This window comes from Pseudomonas sp. D1HM, assembly GCF_019266105.1.
GTDB classification, from domain to species: Bacteria; Pseudomonadota; Gammaproteobacteria; order Pseudomonadales; family Pseudomonadaceae; genus Aquipseudomonas; species Aquipseudomonas taetrolens.
In genome coordinates, this window is record NZ_LRMN01000010.1 from 43,065 (window position 1) to 60,334 (window position 17,270).

Genomic DNA, 17,270 nt, shown 5'->3' on the forward strand with positions numbered 1-17,270 from the left:
CGGATTAGGATTCCCTCAGGTTGAAATCATGCTTATGACTGGCGCTGCAAGTTGTTACCGACGACGCGCAAACCTTCAACCAGATCGCCAAGTTGTGCGACCACTTGAGACCCGGTATCGACATCACTGTTTCCGATTGACCTGTTACGCATGAAATCGTGCTTGATCTGTTCCCAGCGTTCCCGTTGCTCACTGCTCATGCTTCCGCGCAACTCAGCCAGCTTGAGCAGGTTTTCTTCCGCACTCGTCGTTAGCAGCTGTGATTCCCCCTGATAGTGGTCGTCAATCAGTTGGACCAGCTCAGAGTCGTTCATCGCAGCGCTGACCTTTTCTGCCATTTTGTTCATGTTGCGATAACTGCCCTGAAGTTTGAACGGTGGTTCAGTACGATAGGCGTCGGCTTGTGCCGCACTGATTATGTAGTGTCGATTGACTTCACTAACCACATCCCGGACCTGCATCAAACGCTCAAACGTCGCGACGATCTCGTTGATCTCTGCGGTGCTATAGGAATGCATCAGTTCATTTGATGAAAAGGGTTTGCCTTCGGCCCGTGCAATGAAGCGATATACGTCGCTCATGTCGCGTGTCGCCAAGGGGGCAAGTATGGGGTTGGACGTCAGCGTATTCTCCAGGTAACTAAGGTCGAAAGTCTCCTGCATGCCACTCAGGGTATCACCCAGATTATAAATATCGGCACGGTTGGCCAGCATGTCAGGAATGGCGAAAACTTCTCCGGACTCGGTGTAGGGGTTGCCAGCCATTACGACGCAGAACTTCTTGCCTCGCAGGTCGTAGGTTTTGGTTTTTCCTCGCCAAACACCCTCCATCCGACGGGTACCGTCACACAGGGAGATGAACTTTTGAAGAAACTCTGGGTGGGTGTGTTGAATATCGTCAACATACAACATGACGTTGTTACTCATTTCGAGTGCCAAATTGAGTTTTTCAAGCTCCTGCCGCGAGGTGGCGTCCGGCGCTTGGCCTGGATCAATGGAGCGCACTTGATGGCCCAGTGCTGGGCCATTGATCTTCATGAAGACCAGGCCCAGGCGATGCGCGATATATTCCATAAGGGTGGTCTTGCCATAACCAGGGGGTGAAATCAGCATCAGCAGCCCCATAAGGTCAGTGCGTTTATTTACGCCCAATGCACCTATCTGCTTGGCCAGATTGTCACCAATAAAGCCCAGGTAAATATCATTGATCAATTTGTTGCGCACAAATGAAGACAAGGGACGCGGTTTGAACTCGTCAAGGCGCAAGGCTTCTCGTTGTTGGTGAATCACGCTTTGGCGCAGCGTCTGGTAATGATGCAGCGCAGGAAGAAACTGTTGGCGGTGAAGACGCAAGCGAGAGAAGAAATCATCCAGCGTCAGCACCAGGTGCTGTTTGTTGACCCGGGGATGCTCGCCCATCATGTTATCGAGGGTAACGCTCAGGTCCACCTCAGTAATATGTTTGCTGAGTGCATCAGGCGATAACGTCAGAGAAACTGCCTCGGGGACATAGGCTGAAAACTCTGCCATTTCGCCTTTGCTGCACAAACCCAGCAACCAGTTTTCTACCTGGAACCATTGTTGTGCCGGGTTGCCTTCCAGGTCCGTGAGTGTCTGTAAGTATTCATCCAGAGCGTTTGCTGAAATCAATTGGGCTTGCAACGCAGAAAGCAGATCGCGGGCATATTTACTGAAGGAAAGCTCTAGCCGATCGGCTGCCAGTTCTCTCACCAGGTATTCTGCCGCCTCGATACGGATAGCCTGGGATTGCTTAAGGCCTTCACGCTCAACAAAGTCATGAATATGCAGGGTGGCGTCTTGTTCAAGCTGCCGCAGTCCGTCTTGAAGGCCAAATAGCTGCTCGATATGACGACTGTTACGAGCGCGTGCGCCCCAAAGGTTTGTCGTTCGTCTGGCCAGGGGGATATCTTTTTCGGCGTTCAATTGCTGAGCAAGGAAAAAACTGGCCAGGCCACGAGCTTCAGGCGAGAACTGTAGCAAACCTGCACGCTCGCGCAGAGGTAACAGTTTGCTCAGAATCAAGGTGGCATCATGGTCATGAATGCCTTTTTCATAGCCTTCCCTGTAGCGTGATGCAGCAAAATCACGGATATGGCGGGCCAACCTGTTGGGATCTGCCACAAGTTGCTTGAGTTGGTCGAGGTCGACCTCCTCCTTGCCTGAGTCTGCGGCAGCCAATACCTCACCAGCGAGATATTCCGCTCGGTACAGTTGCGGAGATTCGGACTCCAGGGATATCTGCCAGTAAGGGCGCAGGGCTTGCAGCTCAGGGTGTTCCAAAGGCTCTAGAAAGTCGGTGCCGGTCAGATGCAGGTATAGTTGGTCGCCGCGTGGCATCAGGGTCAGATCCAGATCCTGGATGTTTACGCTGAATCGATGTCGCGGGCCGAGCCGGATGACATTGCCACCCTCCTCAAACAATTCATGCTTGTCGCGCAGGGAGCGTACTGCCTGGTCCCTTGCGTTCTTCAGACGGGTTTCGATGTCCTCAGCTTTGACACTGTCCTTGAGTTTGCGGAAACGCTCGATCATCTCGTGCAGCTTGAGGATCATCGGGTCAGCTGCAAAAAAAGCGTTAATCTCATCAATGTGCGCGATGCGCGAAGCTCGGCGGGTAAGGTTGGTCAATGTGCGCAACGCTGCGTCATACAGAACCTGAACTCGCCGCTGGCGCTCGTCCTGCAAGGTTAGTTTGCGCGTTTCGAACGTTTCCAGAAGCTCTTCGCGTTTTATGAGGATGTCGTTTAGAAACTGTTCATGTTCGCCGAACTGGCTTTCCAGGTTTTCAAGCTGCAGCAGCAGGCGTGATAGCTGCTCATCGCAACGTTCCGGGTCCAGGGCCTGTGCAATAGCACTGGTTATGCTCTGGCCGAACAGTTTGAGCTGAGCTCCGAACTGGGCCTGTTTTTCGGTAGTCCCCAATTTTTTGCGCAACTGTTCTGCTTGGGCTTTGGCCTGATTGAGGCGGGCGTAAATTTCCGAGATCGATTCGGCGATCATCGTGCGTCGGGTGACGTCAGTAATGTCCAGCGATGTCATTAATTCGCTGAGCATGTCCAGATCCCCGGCCATGGTTTGCATTGCCGTGAAAGGTGCGCTTAGCTGGCTGGCCGTTTCAGCTTTTTGGGCGAGGGCGTTCAACTCATCCAGTTGTTTGTAAAAAGGTTGCAGTGCAGCCTTTGTGGTCAGGAAGACGGAGGTTTCGGCGGCCACGCTATCACGTATTTCGAGCAGTTCGGCTTGCATGGCATCGATGCGGGCCATGTCGATATAGCGGTAGCTGCGAATGGTCAGGAGCCGGCCTTGCTGGGCATTGAGGGCATTTAAGGCGTCAACAAAATCCTGCGCACTGCTTCGACTGCTGGTTGCCACTGTCTCAAACAACGACGTTATCTGGGTTTCAGCCTCAGCCATGACTTTGATCGACTGTTGCTGGATGTCATGCACCTTTTCAAATTCATCCAGTACCCGCTCACCCGTGGCGGCAATGTCCCTCAAAAGCGGAGCCAGACCATCGCATTGTGCGTCTTCCAGCCAGTGATAAGCGTCGAATAGCCTGCGTGTGGTTTGGCAGAGCTGCACATAACGTGCGACCGAGATCTCCCGGCTTTCAATTTCGCGACAAAGCTTGATCAGATCGGAAATACCTCGTACCAGATCGGAGTTCCCAATCCGCCCGAAGAAGTCATTACGAGCCGGCTGTCTAGCGGCAAATTCTTCGCTACAGAAAGGTGTCTGCCAGATTTGCATAGGGTGTATACGAGTAGGCTCATCCCCTTCAGAAGAAAATATAACCATTCGACCGTCTTCCAGGCGTGCGTAGCCATGGCCGAAAATCGGGCTTTGCAACTGGCGGTTGATCAGGTTGTAGGTGAACAGTGCCGAACGACCCTGTTCAGGGTTGTAGAAAATAAATTGAACGTCTTCGCCATTAGGTGAGCGTGCGATGCGCTTGAAACGCATGCCGGTCATGCTCTGCTCAAAGGTCTTGCATTCGCCACTCTGCAAATAGCAGCCGCCCGGAAATATGATGCCGTGATCCTCAGGCAGCTGCATGCATGCCAGCCCTATCGCATCTATTCGTATTACCTGCTGAATCAGGCTGTTGAACACCAGGTAGCGCCATTGTTCCTCTTGGTAAGGGAGGATCTTGAGCAAAATCAGACTACCAAGCCGAGCAAATTCAATTTGGGCGTCGTCCAGCGATTGCGTCAAGTCTTGCACGGGTTCACTGTAAATACCGTTACCTTCCCGGGTATTGTTTTCGACCTTGAGGGTCAGATGGCCACCAATGGTTTCGACGAAAACAGTATCGAGGATGTTGATGTGAGGATGGCGTCCTTGTTCGATCATCTCGCGTGAGGTTTTTTTCCATTCGAAATCGAAGGTTGCGGGAAGTGCTATATCGCGCTCACCTCGGTTGTCGATATAGCGCACGTTCTGACCGTCAACGGATATTGACCAGCGAAAAACCCTGATGTCGGTGATTCGCTCACCGATTTGAAAGCTGGCCAGAAGCTTGCCGTCTTGAATGGCTAATTGCAGTAAGCGTGTGCTTTTGTAGTAGGTATAAAGCTCATTGAAGTCATTAACGAAGCCGGGTTGTGTCAGAAAGCTACCTATCAGCGGTACTGACTCAGCCTCATAGCTTTCCTCCAGCTCTACCAGTCGATGCAGCGAGAATACATCCTCGACCGTAGTTTCCCTTTTAAGGCCGATGAATACGTTGTAACCGAATAACAGATAATCACCGACCTGGACAATGTCACGAGCTATACAATTGTTCTCAGTCCGCACTCTGACTCGCCCGATTGTTTCCATTTGACTGCTGCCAAACGTGTTCAGGCGTTGTTGATTAAGTGTGTCGCTCAATTGCTGTAAACGTTGACCTTGCTCCTGAAGCCGTTTTTGCAGAACTTCATAGGCGCCGCCCTCTGCGACCGCCATGTCCGCTCTATTTTCCTGGGGTACGACGATAGCATCCGACATTGTGATAGTCCTGAGGTTGCGACGGCTAGACGGAAGCCGGGCGGATGATTGCTCGCCCGGCAAATGGAGGTGGATGATTGATATAAGGTTGGCCGTCGAACGAAGGCTGCTAAGTTGTTCTAGTTTTGGTCGTCACATGTGGCAAGAGGGGAGGCGTCCTGATTACGAATGTTCAGGACTCGGGCCAGAATGTCCTGAACCACGGGACTTTTACCCACAACACCCTCTATTGCCTTGCCTACGGAAAGAGACTTGGCAAAAGCGTTGAAGAAGTCGCCCTCGCCACCGACGATATCGATGTTTGCCTTGGACATGGCCGCTGCCAGTACTTCTGCCTGATCTTTGGCGATGTCTTTGTTGGCTGCGATAGTGGCCAATGTTTCCTCGAGGTTTTTTTCCAGTTGCATACGAAATTCTTCGTGCTGACGGGCGTTGTCACTGAGCGCATCCAGTGCGTTGAATTTCTTGCTCAGGCCTTCGGCTTCAGCACTCAGACGCTCCAGAAGTACCTGTGCCTGAGCTGCTCCCAGTTCCTGGGTTGCCGTTGCCTTGGCGCTACCGAGCTGTTGTTCGCCCCGGGCTTGAGCCGTGAGCATTTCTTCCATGACTCTGGCTTCGACCAAGCCATTTTTCTCCTTGGCCAATGCCTGTGCTTCCTGAACGCGGGCGTGGGCGAGGCCTTTCTCTTCTTCTCCCCTGGCCTCGGCGAGCAAGCGTTCGGCATGCACCCTGGCCTCGGCAAAGCCTTCTTTCTCCTTGGCCGCGGTCGTTACTTCGATGACCTTGGCGTCGGCGATACCGGGCGCGGCACGCTCCGCTGACACACCTTCGGCCAGCTTCTTTTTGGCGTCGGCGCGCTTGGCGTCCGCTTCCAGTTCGGCCTGTGCCAGGTTATTGATCTCTATGGCCTTGTGTCTGGAGCAGGTTTCGTTTGCTTCGGCTTGCTTGACCTGACGAACCAGCTCCTGTTCTGCCTCGGCCTGGGCGTGCAATACAACCACTTGTTTGCCACGTTCTGCTTCGCAAACTTCGCGAACCTCCTTGATTCGCTCCTCTTCTTGGGCGACGGTTTTTTCTACTGCAACGCGTTCCCGGATCACGCTGGCAATGTTCTTGCGTTCCACTTCCAGTGCTTTCTCCATGTCGATACGCTGTAACTCAACTTCGCGCTCACGGGCAACAACTTCCAGGTCTTTGGCACGTGTCACTTTTTCAATTTCGATGGCGACGGCGCGTTGCCGGTTTTGTTGAGCCACTTCCACTTCGCGAAGATGGTTTTCGGCACGGATGTCCAGTTCCTGCTGAGTTTGAATGCGTGCGCCTTCCCCTTTCAGTCGTTCCTCTTCCTGAACCTTGGATGTTTCGGCTTCTTCACGGGCAAGCAGGGTGTCGATTTCGCGTTTCTGTCGGGCCTCTGCATCTGCTTGCTGGCGTTCGAGTGCCAGCGTTGCCTCACGTGTCTCGACGTTTTTCTTCTTTATGGCCAGCTCTTCGTTACGCTCGAATTCATTGGTGATGATGTTTTGTGTCGCCGTCAACTCAGTGATTTTGCGAATGCCTTGAGCGTCCATGATGTTGCTCGGATCGAGAGAGTTCTTTGGCGTCTGTTCCAGATAGTCAATTGCCACGTCCTCAAGCACGTAACCATTAAGGTCGTTGCCGATCACCTCAAGGATGCGATCACGGAAGTTCTGACGTTCTTCGAACAATTGCACGAAGTCAAATTGCTTGCCTGCAGTTTTAAGGGCTTCCGAGAACTTGGCGTTGAACAGCTCGTTGACGGCGATACGGTCTGAAGCGCGCTCTGCGCCAATAGCTTTGGCAACCTTGAGTACATCGGTAGAGGTTTCGTTGACTCGCAAATAAAACGCGACGGTGATGTCGGCGCGCAGGTTATCGCGGCAGATCAGGCCATCCTTGCTGCGGCGGTCAATCTCCAGGGTAATCAGAGAGATCTTCATGAACTCTTTTTTATAGATGACCGGATAAACGAGAGCTCCCGTAAAGTGCACCTTCGGGGTGGTGGACATGTCATTGACGATCAGTGCCGTACCTTGCGGGACCTTGATATAGAAGGCCTTGAACAAGGTGAAGAATCCGATGATCAACAGAAAAAACAAGCCGAGACTCGTCAGGAAAGGCATTAGAATCGCTAAGCTCATTACAGTTCATCTCCTTAAATACACGGGGCAGGGGCCTGTCCCGAGCGTTGCTTCCGGATGTGTTTTTTGAATGTTGCTTGCTGGCGAATGAGGTCCTTAATCGCCTTGGAAAGCAGATTCGGATACAACCCGATAAGCGTTTTCGTGCTCCAGGTATTCGATCAGGACCAACGGATCGCCACGTTTGAAGCCCATTGCTTCATCGGCCCGCACATGCACGATCAAGCTGGCGCCTCCATCTTCAAGGGTTGCCTCCCCGAACACGGAGGTCACCTTGCCGCTGCGAACAACCACGGTGCGGCCTATGACTGACGTATTGCTGTTGACTTCAAGTTTTTTGAAAAACGGACGTAGCGGTCTGACCAGTAGCCCGGCCAGAGGGACTGCTGCCATCAAGCAGATACCGGAAACGATCAGACCAAGTGGATACAGCAAGATGCCCAAGGGCAAACGCTGCAGTAAAAGCAGGTCGATGTAGTAAGTCATCAGCCAGGCAAAGAAGAACAGAAGGGTCAAAGTCAGGGTCACAGGAACACCGTGAAGACCCAGCTTGAGCAAGACACCAGCCAGGCCTTCGGGTGTTGATGATGAATCGGCGTCTATGTCGAGGAGATCAACTTCAAGGATTCCCATTGCTGCGACGATCCAGTACAGGATGGAGAGGCATAGCAGGAAGCTGAACAGTACGACGGGAAAGTGCAGGGAGGTGTGCAGAAAAAGTTCCATCTCTAGTACGGCTCAAGCAATGGGATATCGGGAAGTCGCGCAAGTTGACAATCAGGTACAGCGCAGGCTTTTTTCTCTCAAACGGGCCAGCACGCTACTGGCGCTGGGCTGCGTGGTCACTATGCCGGCGGCTTTGAGTTTGGCTTCGAGGACGTCATCGACCGCCTCTTCATCGGCGAGTTGTGTGGTGGCCTCGATCAGGGCTTCACGCTCCGCTTGCTGTTGCTTGAGTCGTGCCAGTGACTGGAGTGCAGCTTGCAGGCTGCTCTGAGAGTTGCCTGTGCGTTTGCTCACGGCTAGTTGTGCTTGCTGCACACTTTCGGTCGCCTTGACCAGCTCCACCTGTTGCGTGAGGTGTGTGAGGTGTTCCTGCGCCCGGGTGACGACTTTGCGTAGTTGGGCGACGCTGGAACCGAGGTTCGCAGCCTGGTTTTGCTTGACGGGGAGCTCCGTTTCAAGCGCGGCAATTCTATGCGCCACCTCGGTCGCCAGGCTTTCATCTCCCGCTGCCAGGGCCTTGATAACGTGCTGTTCGTGCTCGTGGATGGTGGACTGGGTGTCGGTGACATTGACGTTGGCCAGCATGTGCTTGGCCATGAGACCTGCCAGTGCTTCCTTGGATGTTTGTAGCTCGCTGCCAGCCTCTCGGATCTCTTGGTCGAGAATGCGAAGGGCCTGGCTATCCACGATGGTTTCTCCGACTTCATTGGCACCGCCACGTAGTGCGGTCAGCAATTTGCTCCAGATATTCATGGTGAGTCTCCTGACAGATAGCGGGCTTGAGAGCTTCTTGGCCGTACGTTGGATTGCCAGCCTGGGAGGGGTGGAATCATTCGTATGCTGGCCGTGAAGTTAAGCGTTTGGATCCCATGCTTGTATGTAGGTATATTCCTTAATGGTTGTCGCTGGAGTACGTTTCTGGTTGTCATGTCATGCAAACGAGAGGTGATTTACCTTAGGCCATCGCCAACCCCTGAGTGATAATCGCGCATTGTATTGATCCCTCCGAGTTTTCTATGTCGACCCAGCCGTTTAACGCCGCCGAGCACCAAGCCAGTACCTTGTATCTGCCTCCTGGCACATGGCGGACGGTGGTTGACTGTTTGTGCGAGCACTTTCAGGCCATCAGTCGTGAGCAGTGGCTCGATCGCATCGCCCGTGGCCGGGTGCTGGATGCCAGCGGTGCGCCGATTGGCCTTGAGTTGGGGTACAAGGAAGGCCTGCGCATTCACTACTTTCGTGAAGTGCCCAACGAAGTGCCGATCCCGGTGCAAGAGACCATTCTGTATGCCGACGAGCATCTGGTGGTGGCGGACAAACCGCATTTTTTGCCGGTGACCCCTGCCGGTGAATACGTTGAGCAAACCCTGCTGCGGCGCTTGATCCGAACCCTGGACAATCCGCATCTGGTGCCGCTGCACCGGATTGATCGGCACACGGCGGGGCTGGTGCTGTTTTCTGCCAATCCGCAGAGTCGCTCGGCCTACCAGTCGTTGTTTCCGACCCGCAGGATTGAAAAGCACTATGAGGCCATCGCCCGGGCCTTGCCGGATCTCGAACTGCCGCGGGTACACAAAAGTCGCCTGGTAGAAGGCGAGCCTTTTTTTCGGATGCAGGAAGGACCGGGCGTCAGCAACACCGAGACTCGGGTCGAGGTCTGTGAGAAAAATGCCGACTTGTGGCGCTATGCTTTATACCCGGTGACAGGGAAAAAACATCAGCTGCGGGTACACATGGCCGCATTGGGGGCCGGGATCTGTAATGACCCGTTCTACCCCGACGTGCTCAAGGATGCGCCGGATGACTATGCCAATCCGCTGAAACTGCTGGCCCGGAGCTTGCGGTTTGCCGACCCGCTGACCGGGGAGGAACGCTACTTTGAAAGCCGGATTCGACTGGATTGGTGATGTGCGTCGCCCACAAGCAACAAAACCCGCACAGGGCGGGTTTTGTTTTGACGTTAAGGCTTACAGCTCTTTAACGGTGCGCACCTGATCTTTGTTGATGCGGGTTTCTTTACCGTCCAGTTGCTTGAACTGGTAGAAGCCCGAGTCCTCATCGTACTGTGGTGTATCGGTTGCCTGAATTTCGCGGCCGTCGTTGAGCGTGATCACTGTCGGCGAAGCACAGCCAGCAAGAGCGGCCATGCCGGCAGCGAGCATAAGAGCAGCGAGAGTCCGATGTGTCATGGTGTTTCTCCAACAAATGAATGTACTTTTTTTAAATGACTGTCCCTGAGACGTATACATCGTCCGCAAGTTCCTTGGCTAGTGGCGTTCATGCGCCAGGAATGCCTGGCAGAGCAAGTCCGGGGGGCTGAAACTGCTTGTTCGAGGGCCATTCTCTGCGCATTGCCAGGCCTGTGCATTGAGCTGAAGCATGATTTTGTGCGTGCTGCGCTCGCCCGGCTGCCAGGCTGGCTCGAACGCGGGTGCCAGCCCCGCGAGTAACGGGGTGGAGCGTTGAAACGGGTTCATGCAGGACTCTGCTCCACCCGATAAAAGAGGCCTGTGATATAACTCCGGGCTGATTCTACTATTCCCTGGACCTCGCCTATGAAAGCCAAGGTTGACGCACCCTTCGTCCCTTTGAACATCGCTGTGCTGACAGTCAGTGATACGCGTACCCTCGAAACCGACACCTCTGGGCAGGTCTTTGTCGATCGTCTGAATGCTGCCGGCCACCAGTTGGCGGCGCGAGTATTGCTCAAGGATGATCTCTACAAAATCCGCGCTCAGGTGGCAACCTGGATTGCCGATGAGCGCGTGCAGGTGGTGCTGATTACCGGTGGCACCGGATTTACCGGCCGCGACAGTACACCCGAGGCGGTGAGCTGCCTGCTGGACAAACAGGTTGATGGTTTTGGCGAGTTGTTCCGCCACATCTCGCTGGCAGACATAGGCACTTCGACCGTGCAGTCGCGAGCCTTGGCCGGCTTGGCCAATGGCACGCTGGTGTGTTGCCTGCCGGGTTCAACCAATGCGGTACGCACCGGTTGGGACGGCATTCTGGCCGAGCAGCTGGACTCACGGCATCGTCCCTGCAACTTTGTGGCCCATTTGAAGCAGGCACCGGCCTGTGACTCTCGTGGGTAAGCCGGGTCGCACCGGCGCGCTGATGCCTCTTGAGGAGGCCCGGGAGCGTCTGTTGGCGCTGGCGCATGCTTCGCCTGTCCGCGAACGCGAGTCGGTGGCACTGGCCGCAAGCGATGGGCGGGTTCTGGCCCGCGATTTGATTTCAACCCTCGATCTTCCGCCCTGGCCCAACAGTGCAATGGACGGCTACGCGCTGAACCTGGCTGACTGGACAGGTGAGCCGTTGGCGGTCAGTCAACGTGTTTTCGCCGGGCATGCACCCGAACCCTTGGTTCCGGGCACCTGCGCGCGGATCTTTACGGGGGCTCCGGTGCCGGCGGGTGCCAACTGCGTTGAAATGCAAGAAAACGCCCAGGTGATGGCCGACGGCCGGGTGCTGTTTACCGAAGCCTTAAAGACAGGTCAGAACATTCGTCCCCAGGGTCAGGAAACCACGGTTGGCGAAATCGTACTGTCTGCCGGGACTCGCCTCGGACCGATCGAGCAAGGGCTGGCAGCGTCCTTGGGATGCGCCACGCTGGAGGTGGTCCGCCGGTTTAAAGTCGCGGTCCTGTCGACGGGCGATGAGTTGATCGAGCCTGGTCAGCCTTTGGGGCCGGGGCAAATTTACAACAGCAACCGCAGGGTGCTGTGCAGTTGGTTGGCTCGACTGGGCTGTGAGGTTATCGATGCAGGCATCCTGCCTGACGACTTGCCCGCGACCCGTCAACGCTTGGCGGAGCTGGGTGCCGCCGACCTGATTTTATCCACGGGTGGCGTTTCGGTCGGCGAGTCGGATTTTCTCGGCATGGCCTTGCGTGAGGCCGGCGAACTTGACCTGTGGAAGCTGGCAATCAAACCCGGGAAGCCTCTCACCTTCGGGCATTTCAAAGGAACCCCGGTCATTGGCTTGCCGGGCAATCCGGCTTCGACGCTGGTGACCTTCGCGCTGTTGGCTCGCCCTTATCTGTTGCGTCGTCTGGGAGTGCAGGCTGTCGACCCGCTGACGTTCCAGGTGCCGGCCGGGTTTGCCTGGACTAAACCCGGTAACCGCCGGGAATACTTGCGCGGGCGGTTGGAGAACGGTCGCGCGGTGATCTACAAAAACCAGAGTTCGGGGGTTTTGCGCAGCGCGGCCTGGGCCGACGGCCTGGTGGAGGTCCTTGAAGGCAGCACTCTGGCCGAGGGCGACCCGGTCGGCTTTATCCCGTTGAGCGAAATCCTGGGCTAAATCACGGCAGTGAAGGGCCGGGCAGTCAGGCGCTGCCCGGATCAGTCTCCAGCGGCATCCGGCCATAAATGTCGGCGAAACGCACGATGTCGTCCTCGCCGACATACTCCCCGCTTTGCACTTCGATCATCATCAAATCCACGGCGCCCGGGTTGACCAGCCGATGGTGCTTGCCGGGCTTGATAAACGTGGACTCATTGGTGGCAAGCAGGTATTCGAGATCGCCATTGGTCACCTGCGCGGTACCGCTGAGGACGATCCAGTGCTCGCTCCGGTGCTGGTGCATTTGCAGGGACAGTGCACCCTGGGGTTTGACCACGATGCGTTTGATCTTGAACCCCGGACCTTCTTCGAGCACGGTGTATGAGCCCCATGGGCGCGTAACGGTGCGGTGCAAACGGTAGGCATCATGGCCTTGGCGTTTAAGCGCCTGGGCGATGAACTTCACTTCCTGACTGCGTTTGCCGTCGGCAACCAGCAAGGCATCCGGGGTGTCGATAATGATCAGGTCATTGAGGCCGACCCCGCCCACCAGACGTTTGGGTGAATCGATGTAACAGTTATGCACGTCGTGCAGCACGTGTTCGCCATTGCAGTGGTTGCCATTGTGATCCCCCGGGCTCAGCTCGCGCACCGCCTGCCAGCTGCCGATATCACTCCAGCCTAATTGACATGGAACCACAGCGACTTTTTGCGAGTGCTCCATCAGCGCGTAATCGATGGATATGTCGGGTACCTGGGCGAAGGTACGGCTGTCCAGTTCGAGGTGGAGTTCCTGTTTGCCTTTAAAGATCTGGCTCTGCTCAAGGCAGTTGGCGACAGCGCTCAGCAACTGCGGCGTATGGGTCTTGAGTTCTTGCAACAGGCTGTCGACGCGCATGCAAAACATACCGCTGTTCCACAGGTGCAGGCCGCCGTCGAGATATTGCCGGGCTGTTGTCGCATCGGGCTTCTCGACAAAGCGGGCCACTGCAAAGCCCTCGCTGTTCAGCGCCTGGCCTTTCTCGATATAGCCAAACCCGGTTTCGGCCTTGGTCGGCTGAATACCGAAAGTCACCAGCCAGCCTTCGTCGGCCAGTCGCCGGGCAGCGTCGACCGCTGCGCCGAATGCGGCAAGGTCCGTGATCAGGTGATCGGCTGGCAGTACCAGCAAGTGCGCCTCTGGTCCATGATGCCGGGCAACATGCAAGGCGGCTGCGGCGATTGCCGGAGCGGTATTGCGGCCGAAGGGTTCAAGGATGAAATCCAGTTCGACGCCTTCATCGTTCAGCGACCGGTAATCATCGAGGGTGCGGAAAAACACATCGCGCTGGGTTACTGTCAGCAGTTGCCCCGCATCGCGCAGGCCGACGGCGCGGCGAAAGGTTTTCTGCAACAGGCTCTCGCCATCCTGCAAGCACATGAAGGGTTTGGGCATGGCCTCGCGCGACACTGGCCAAAGCCGGGTGCCCGCGCCACCCGCGATGATGCAGGGGATGAGGGTGCTCATTCAGAAGGCCTCTTGATCTGGGGATTGTTGCCAGTAGGGTCGTTCATTGCGCTAATGAAATATCAAATGCTTCGGCGGGTGACTGGCTTTGCGCGCAAGTCTGACGGGTTTTGCGACATTGAGCGAAACTTGAATGCAGGCGGCAGGCGGGTGAAGAAGAAAACACCTGAAAGTCTAAGCCGAGATTGCGTATTGATGGGCTTTTTCAGTTTCTTTGTTGTCCATAAAAGTCAGACACACATTCCGAGGGATGACACATGAGTGCAGGTAAGGCGTTTTTGATTTTGCATGGCAAGCAAGCACTCAATGAAGACGTGCGTGCCGCCGTTGAGCATCGGCGTGAGCTGGGTTGGGAACTGGCAGTGCGACTGACGTGGGAAGCAGGCGATGCGCAACGTTTGGTGCAAGAAGCGCTGGAGGCAGGCTACACCCATGTGATCGCCGGAGGCGGTGATGGCACGCTGAGGGATATTTGCGAGGCCATGGCACTGGCTGATACCGAGGCCAGCCTGGTGCTGTTACCGCTGGGCACCGCCAACGATTTTGCCCGCGCCGCGGGTGTTCCGCTTGACCCTCGCCAGGCCCTGGATCTGCTGGACGCTCCCGTCCGTCGCATCGACCTGGGTGAGGTCGGGGGGGAGCTGTTCTTGAACATGGCAACCGGTGGCTTTGGCAGTCAGGTCACGGCCAATACATCGGAAGACCTGAAAAAGGTGCTGGGCGGTGCGGCGTATCTGTTTACCGGGTTGTCGCGCTTCAGTGAGCTGCATGCCGCCTACGCCGAGTTGCAAGGCCCGGACTTCCACTGGAAGGGCGAATTGCTGGCGCTGGGAATCGGCAATGGTCGTCAGGCCGGTGGTGGCCATGAACTGTGCCCGGGTGCGCTGGCCGATGACGGCTTGCTCGACATCAGTATCCTGCCGGCGCCTCAAGAGGTGGTGGGTACGTTGAAAGGCTTGATGGAGGGTGGCTGGGGCCTGGACAACATGTTTATCCGGGCGCGTTTACCCTGGATTGAGATCAAGTCCTCCGAAGGACTGTCGATCAACCTTGACGGCGAGCCTCTTGAAGGCGACAGCCTGCGTTTCAGCGTGCGTAAGCAAGCCTTGAAAGTCCACTTGCCGGAGGACTCCCCACTGCTCGGTCAGCCTGGCTGATACATAAAACGCGAGACCTGGCGTCAAGATCCGTGCATGTCAGCCGATAACGCAGGACATCACGTTCTTACGCCCAGGAGTTATTCATGGCCGGTATTCTCGACACCGTAGACCAGCGCACGCAGTTGGTCGGTGAAAACCGACTGGAGCTGCTTATGTTCCGCCTGGGAGGTCGACAGCTGTTTGCGATCAACGTGTTCAAGGTGCAAGAAGTGCTGCAGTTGCCAAAACTGACATTGATGCCACACCGCCACCCCCACGTGTGCGGTGTGGTCAATCTTCGCGGCAAAACGCTCCCCGTGATCGACCTGTCCCAAGCGATCGGCATGCGTCCGTTGGTGCCAGGTCCCGACAGCACGATTATCGTGACCGAGTACAACCGTTCGGTGCAGGCGTTTTTGGTGAGCGGCGTGGACCGTATCGTCAACATGAACTGGGAAGCCATTTTGCCGCCACCGGCGAGTGCCGGACGCCATCATTACCTGACTGCCATCAGCAAGGTCGAAGAGCAACTGGTCGAAATCATCGACGTCGAAAAAGTGCTGGCCGAGATCGTGCCCTACAGTGCCAAGGTTTCCCGCGAAAAACTGGAAGATCCAATCCTTGAGCGTGCGCGCGGGCGTGAAGTGCTGTTGGTCGATGACTCCAGTGTGGCGTTGTCCCAGTTACGCGAAACCCTGTCTCAGCTGGGGATCAAAATGCACGTCGCCAGTGACGGGCTCAAGGCTTTGAACCTGCTCAAGGGGTGGGCCGATGCGGGCGAAGACGTCACCGACAAATTACTGATGATATTCACCGATGCCGAAATGCCGGAAATGGATGGTTATCGCCTGACCACTGAAATTCGTAACGACCCGCGGCTGCGTGATCTGTACGTCGTGCTGCATACCTCGTTATCCGGAAGCTTTAACGAATCGATGGTGAAAAAGGTCGGTTGCGACAATTTCCTCTCCAAGTTTCAGCCGGACAAACTGGTGGATGTGGTTCGCCAGCGCCTGCTGCGTGACGAAGTGCCAGCGTGATCCACAACGAAGCAGCAACAGCGGCTGGCGCCTCGTATACTGTGGCGTTTTTGAACCTGGCAGGGAGCTGAGCAATGCTGCGTCTAAGTGCGCTTTATCGTTTTCCGTTGAAATCGGGAAAAGGCGAAAGCCTGTCTCATGCCCGACTCGACAAACTGGGTCTGGCCGGGGACAGGCGCTGGATGTTGGTGGACGAAGCGAGCGGACGCTTCCTGACTCAGCGTGCCGACCCGGGCCTGAGCCAGCTCTCGGCCTTATGGAATGCCTCCGGCGGATTGACGTTGAGCGCCCAGGGCCTTGATGCGCTGGACGTGCCGGTACCGGATGCCGAAACCGGCTTGCGTGGCGTCACGATCTGGCGCGATACCTTGCGTGTCCCGGATGCGGGGGATGCTGCGGCTGACTGGCTAAGCCAGTTTGTCGGAAAATCGGTACGGCTGGTGCATGTCCCGCTTGAACGCGCCCGTACCACCGAAGCGGGTTATGGCCGGGATGATGACAAGGTGGCGTTTGCTGATGGCTACCCGCTGTTACTGATTGGTCAGGCGTCGCTGAATGATGTTTCCCACAAAGTTGGGAGGCCGCTGGAGATGCTGCGTTTCAGGCCAAACCTGGTGATTGAAGGCAGCGAAGCCTTTGCCGAAGATGGCTGGAAGCGCATTCGCATTGGGGATGTTGAGTTTCGGGTGGTCAAGCCCTGTTCACGTTGCATCCTGACCACCATCGACCCGCAAACCGGTGTACGCGACGAACAGCGTGAACCGCTGGCGACCTTGATGACCTATCGCAAGCAGGCAGAAGGGACAATGTTCGGCCAGAACCTGGTGAACGATGGCAACGGCCTGTTGGAAGTCGGCATGCCGGTGACGATTCTCGAATAATCCCCCGCTTTGTAGGGGGCGAGCTTGCTCGCGATCCAGACGTCGCGGACTCCCTGCAAAAACGCGGTGATGCCATCGCGAGCAAGCTCGGCTCCTACAGGGGCAGGGTGGTGCGCAAACTTCTGTAGGAGCGAGCTTGCTCGCGATCCAGACGTCGCGGAGCTCCCTGCAAGAACGCGGTGATACCATCGCGAGCAAGCTCGGCTCCTACAGGGCAGGGTGGTGTTCAAACCTCTGTAGGAGCGAGCTTGCTCGCGATCCAGGCGTCGCGGACTCCCTGCAAAAACGCGGTGATGCCATCGCGAGCAAGCTCGGCTCCTACAGGGGCGGGGTGGTGCTCAAACCTCTGTTGGAGCGAGCTTGCTCGCGATCCAGGCGTCGCGAAGCTCTCTGTAAAAACGCGGTGATGCCATCGCGAGCAAGCTCGGCTCCTACAGGGGCGGGGTGGTGCTCAAACCTCTGTAGGCGCGAGCTTGTTCGCGATCCAGGCGTCGCGAATCTCTCTGCAAAAACGCGGTG

At 56.1% G+C, this 17,270-nt stretch carries 12 protein-coding genes and 1 pseudogene; 6 read left to right on the plus strand and 7 right to left on the minus strand.

Going from position 1 to position 17,270, the window contains the following annotated elements:
* Positions 1-65: 65 nt before the first annotated feature.
* The 4 genes and pseudogenes from AWM69_RS13665 to AWM69_RS13680 all read right to left on the minus strand — a co-directional run.
* Positions 66-5,009: pseudogene (locus AWM69_RS13665) on the minus strand (DNA repair ATPase); the annotation flags it as partial.
* Between the two features lie 119 nt (positions 5,010-5,128).
* On the minus strand, positions 5,129-7,171 hold the full coding sequence (locus AWM69_RS13670; RefSeq protein WP_218727175.1) for a flotillin family protein: 2,043 nt from the start codon (positions 7,169-7,171) through the stop codon (positions 5,129-5,131).
* A gap of 96 nt (positions 7,172-7,267) precedes the next feature.
* Positions 7,268-7,897 (minus strand): hypothetical protein, encoded by a 630-nt coding sequence (locus tag AWM69_RS13675; protein ID WP_218727176.1) that lies wholly within the window; start codon positions 7,895-7,897, stop codon positions 7,268-7,270.
* Positions 7,898-7,948: 51 nt separating this feature from the next.
* Complete coding sequence (locus tag AWM69_RS13680) at positions 7,949-8,650, minus strand: PspA/IM30 family protein (protein WP_218727178.1); 702 nt, start codon at positions 8,648-8,650, stop codon at positions 7,949-7,951.
* A 263-nt stretch (positions 8,651-8,913) separates the two neighbouring features.
* On the opposite strand from AWM69_RS13680, the gene AWM69_RS13685 reads away from it, so the two are divergent.
* Positions 8,914-9,804, plus strand: coding sequence for a pseudouridine synthase (locus AWM69_RS13685; RefSeq protein ID WP_131655226.1), 891 nt, complete (start codon positions 8,914-8,916; stop codon positions 9,802-9,804).
* 60 nt (positions 9,805-9,864) lie between these two features.
* Here the strand turns inward: AWM69_RS13685 and AWM69_RS13690 are convergent, their stop codons facing one another.
* Together AWM69_RS13690 and AWM69_RS13695 are read right to left on the minus strand one after the other, a co-directional pair.
* Positions 9,865-10,086, minus strand: coding sequence for a YgdI/YgdR family lipoprotein (locus AWM69_RS13690; RefSeq protein ID WP_048382314.1), 222 nt, complete (start codon positions 10,084-10,086; stop codon positions 9,865-9,867).
* A gap of 78 nt (positions 10,087-10,164) precedes the next feature.
* Entirely contained in the window at positions 10,165-10,374 is a 210-nt protein-coding gene (locus AWM69_RS13695) for a hypothetical protein (protein ID WP_218727187.1), read from the minus strand.
* A 78-nt stretch (positions 10,375-10,452) separates the two neighbouring features.
* On the opposite strand from AWM69_RS13695, the gene moaB reads away from it, so the two are divergent.
* Both moaB and glp read left to right on the plus strand, forming a co-directional pair.
* Positions 10,453-10,992, plus strand: coding sequence for a molybdenum cofactor biosynthesis protein B (gene moaB / locus AWM69_RS13700; RefSeq protein ID WP_131655224.1), 540 nt, complete (start codon positions 10,453-10,455; stop codon positions 10,990-10,992).
* The gene (gene glp / locus AWM69_RS13705) at positions 10,976-12,202 is read left to right on the plus strand and encodes a gephyrin-like molybdotransferase Glp (protein WP_218727180.1); all 1,227 of its coding nucleotides are present in this window, start codon (positions 10,976-10,978) and stop codon (positions 12,200-12,202) included. Before moaB ends, glp begins: the two co-directional genes overlap by 17 nt.
* A 25-nt stretch (positions 12,203-12,227) precedes the next feature.
* On the opposite strand, the gene AWM69_RS13710 is transcribed toward glp, so the two are convergent.
* On the minus strand, positions 12,228-13,691 hold the full coding sequence (locus AWM69_RS13710) for a mannose-1-phosphate guanylyltransferase/mannose-6-phosphate isomerase (RefSeq protein WP_218727182.1): 1,464 nt from the start codon (positions 13,689-13,691) through the stop codon (positions 12,228-12,230).
* Between the two features lie 257 nt (positions 13,692-13,948).
* Between AWM69_RS13710 and yegS the strand changes: the two genes are divergently transcribed.
* The 3 genes from yegS to AWM69_RS13725 all read left to right on the plus strand — a co-directional run bounded on the left by yegS (position 13,949) and on the right by AWM69_RS13725 (position 16,751).
* A complete protein-coding gene (gene yegS / locus AWM69_RS13715) occupies positions 13,949-14,848 on the plus strand; it encodes a lipid kinase YegS (RefSeq protein WP_218727184.1) in 900 nt (299 codons plus the stop codon).
* Between the two features lie 86 nt (positions 14,849-14,934).
* Positions 14,935-15,870, plus strand: coding sequence for a chemotaxis protein CheV (locus tag AWM69_RS13720; protein WP_131655220.1), 936 nt, complete (start codon positions 14,935-14,937; stop codon positions 15,868-15,870).
* Positions 15,871-15,944: 74 nt separating this feature from the next.
* A complete protein-coding gene (locus tag AWM69_RS13725) occupies positions 15,945-16,751 on the plus strand; it encodes an MOSC domain-containing protein (protein WP_218727185.1) in 807 nt (268 codons plus the stop codon).
* Positions 16,752-17,270 lie beyond the last annotated feature (519 nt).

What these genes read in the sequence shown, in the direction of transcription:
- AWM69_RS13670 (WP_218727175.1), bottom strand. Translation starts at nt 7,171, where the DNA reads ATGAGCTTAGCGATTCTAATGCCTTTCCTGACGAGTCTCGGCTTGTTT.
- yegS (WP_218727184.1), top strand. Translation starts at nt 13,949, where the DNA reads ATGAGTGCAGGTAAGGCGTTTTTGATTTTGCATGGCAAGCAAGCACTC.
- AWM69_RS13690 (WP_048382314.1), bottom strand. Translation starts at nt 10,086, where the DNA reads ATGACACATCGGACTCTCGCTGCTCTTATGCTCGCTGCCGGCATGGCC.
- AWM69_RS13685 (WP_131655226.1), top strand. Translation starts at nt 8,914, where the DNA reads ATGTCGACCCAGCCGTTTAACGCCGCCGAGCACCAAGCCAGTACCTTG.
- AWM69_RS13710 (WP_218727182.1), bottom strand. Translation starts at nt 13,691, where the DNA reads ATGAGCACCCTCATCCCCTGCATCATCGCGGGTGGCGCGGGCACCCGG.
- AWM69_RS13725 (WP_218727185.1), top strand. Translation starts at nt 15,945, where the DNA reads ATGCTGCGTCTAAGTGCGCTTTATCGTTTTCCGTTGAAATCGGGAAAA.
- moaB (WP_131655224.1), top strand. Translation starts at nt 10,453, where the DNA reads ATGAAAGCCAAGGTTGACGCACCCTTCGTCCCTTTGAACATCGCTGTG.
- AWM69_RS13695 (WP_218727187.1), bottom strand. Translation starts at nt 10,374, where the DNA reads ATGAACCCGTTTCAACGCTCCACCCCGTTACTCGCGGGGCTGGCACCC.
- AWM69_RS13675 (WP_218727176.1), bottom strand. Translation starts at nt 7,897, where the DNA reads ATGGAACTTTTTCTGCACACCTCCCTGCACTTTCCCGTCGTACTGTTC.
- AWM69_RS13680 (WP_218727178.1), bottom strand. Translation starts at nt 8,650, where the DNA reads ATGAATATCTGGAGCAAATTGCTGACCGCACTACGTGGCGGTGCCAAT.
- AWM69_RS13720 (WP_131655220.1), top strand. Translation starts at nt 14,935, where the DNA reads ATGGCCGGTATTCTCGACACCGTAGACCAGCGCACGCAGTTGGTCGGT.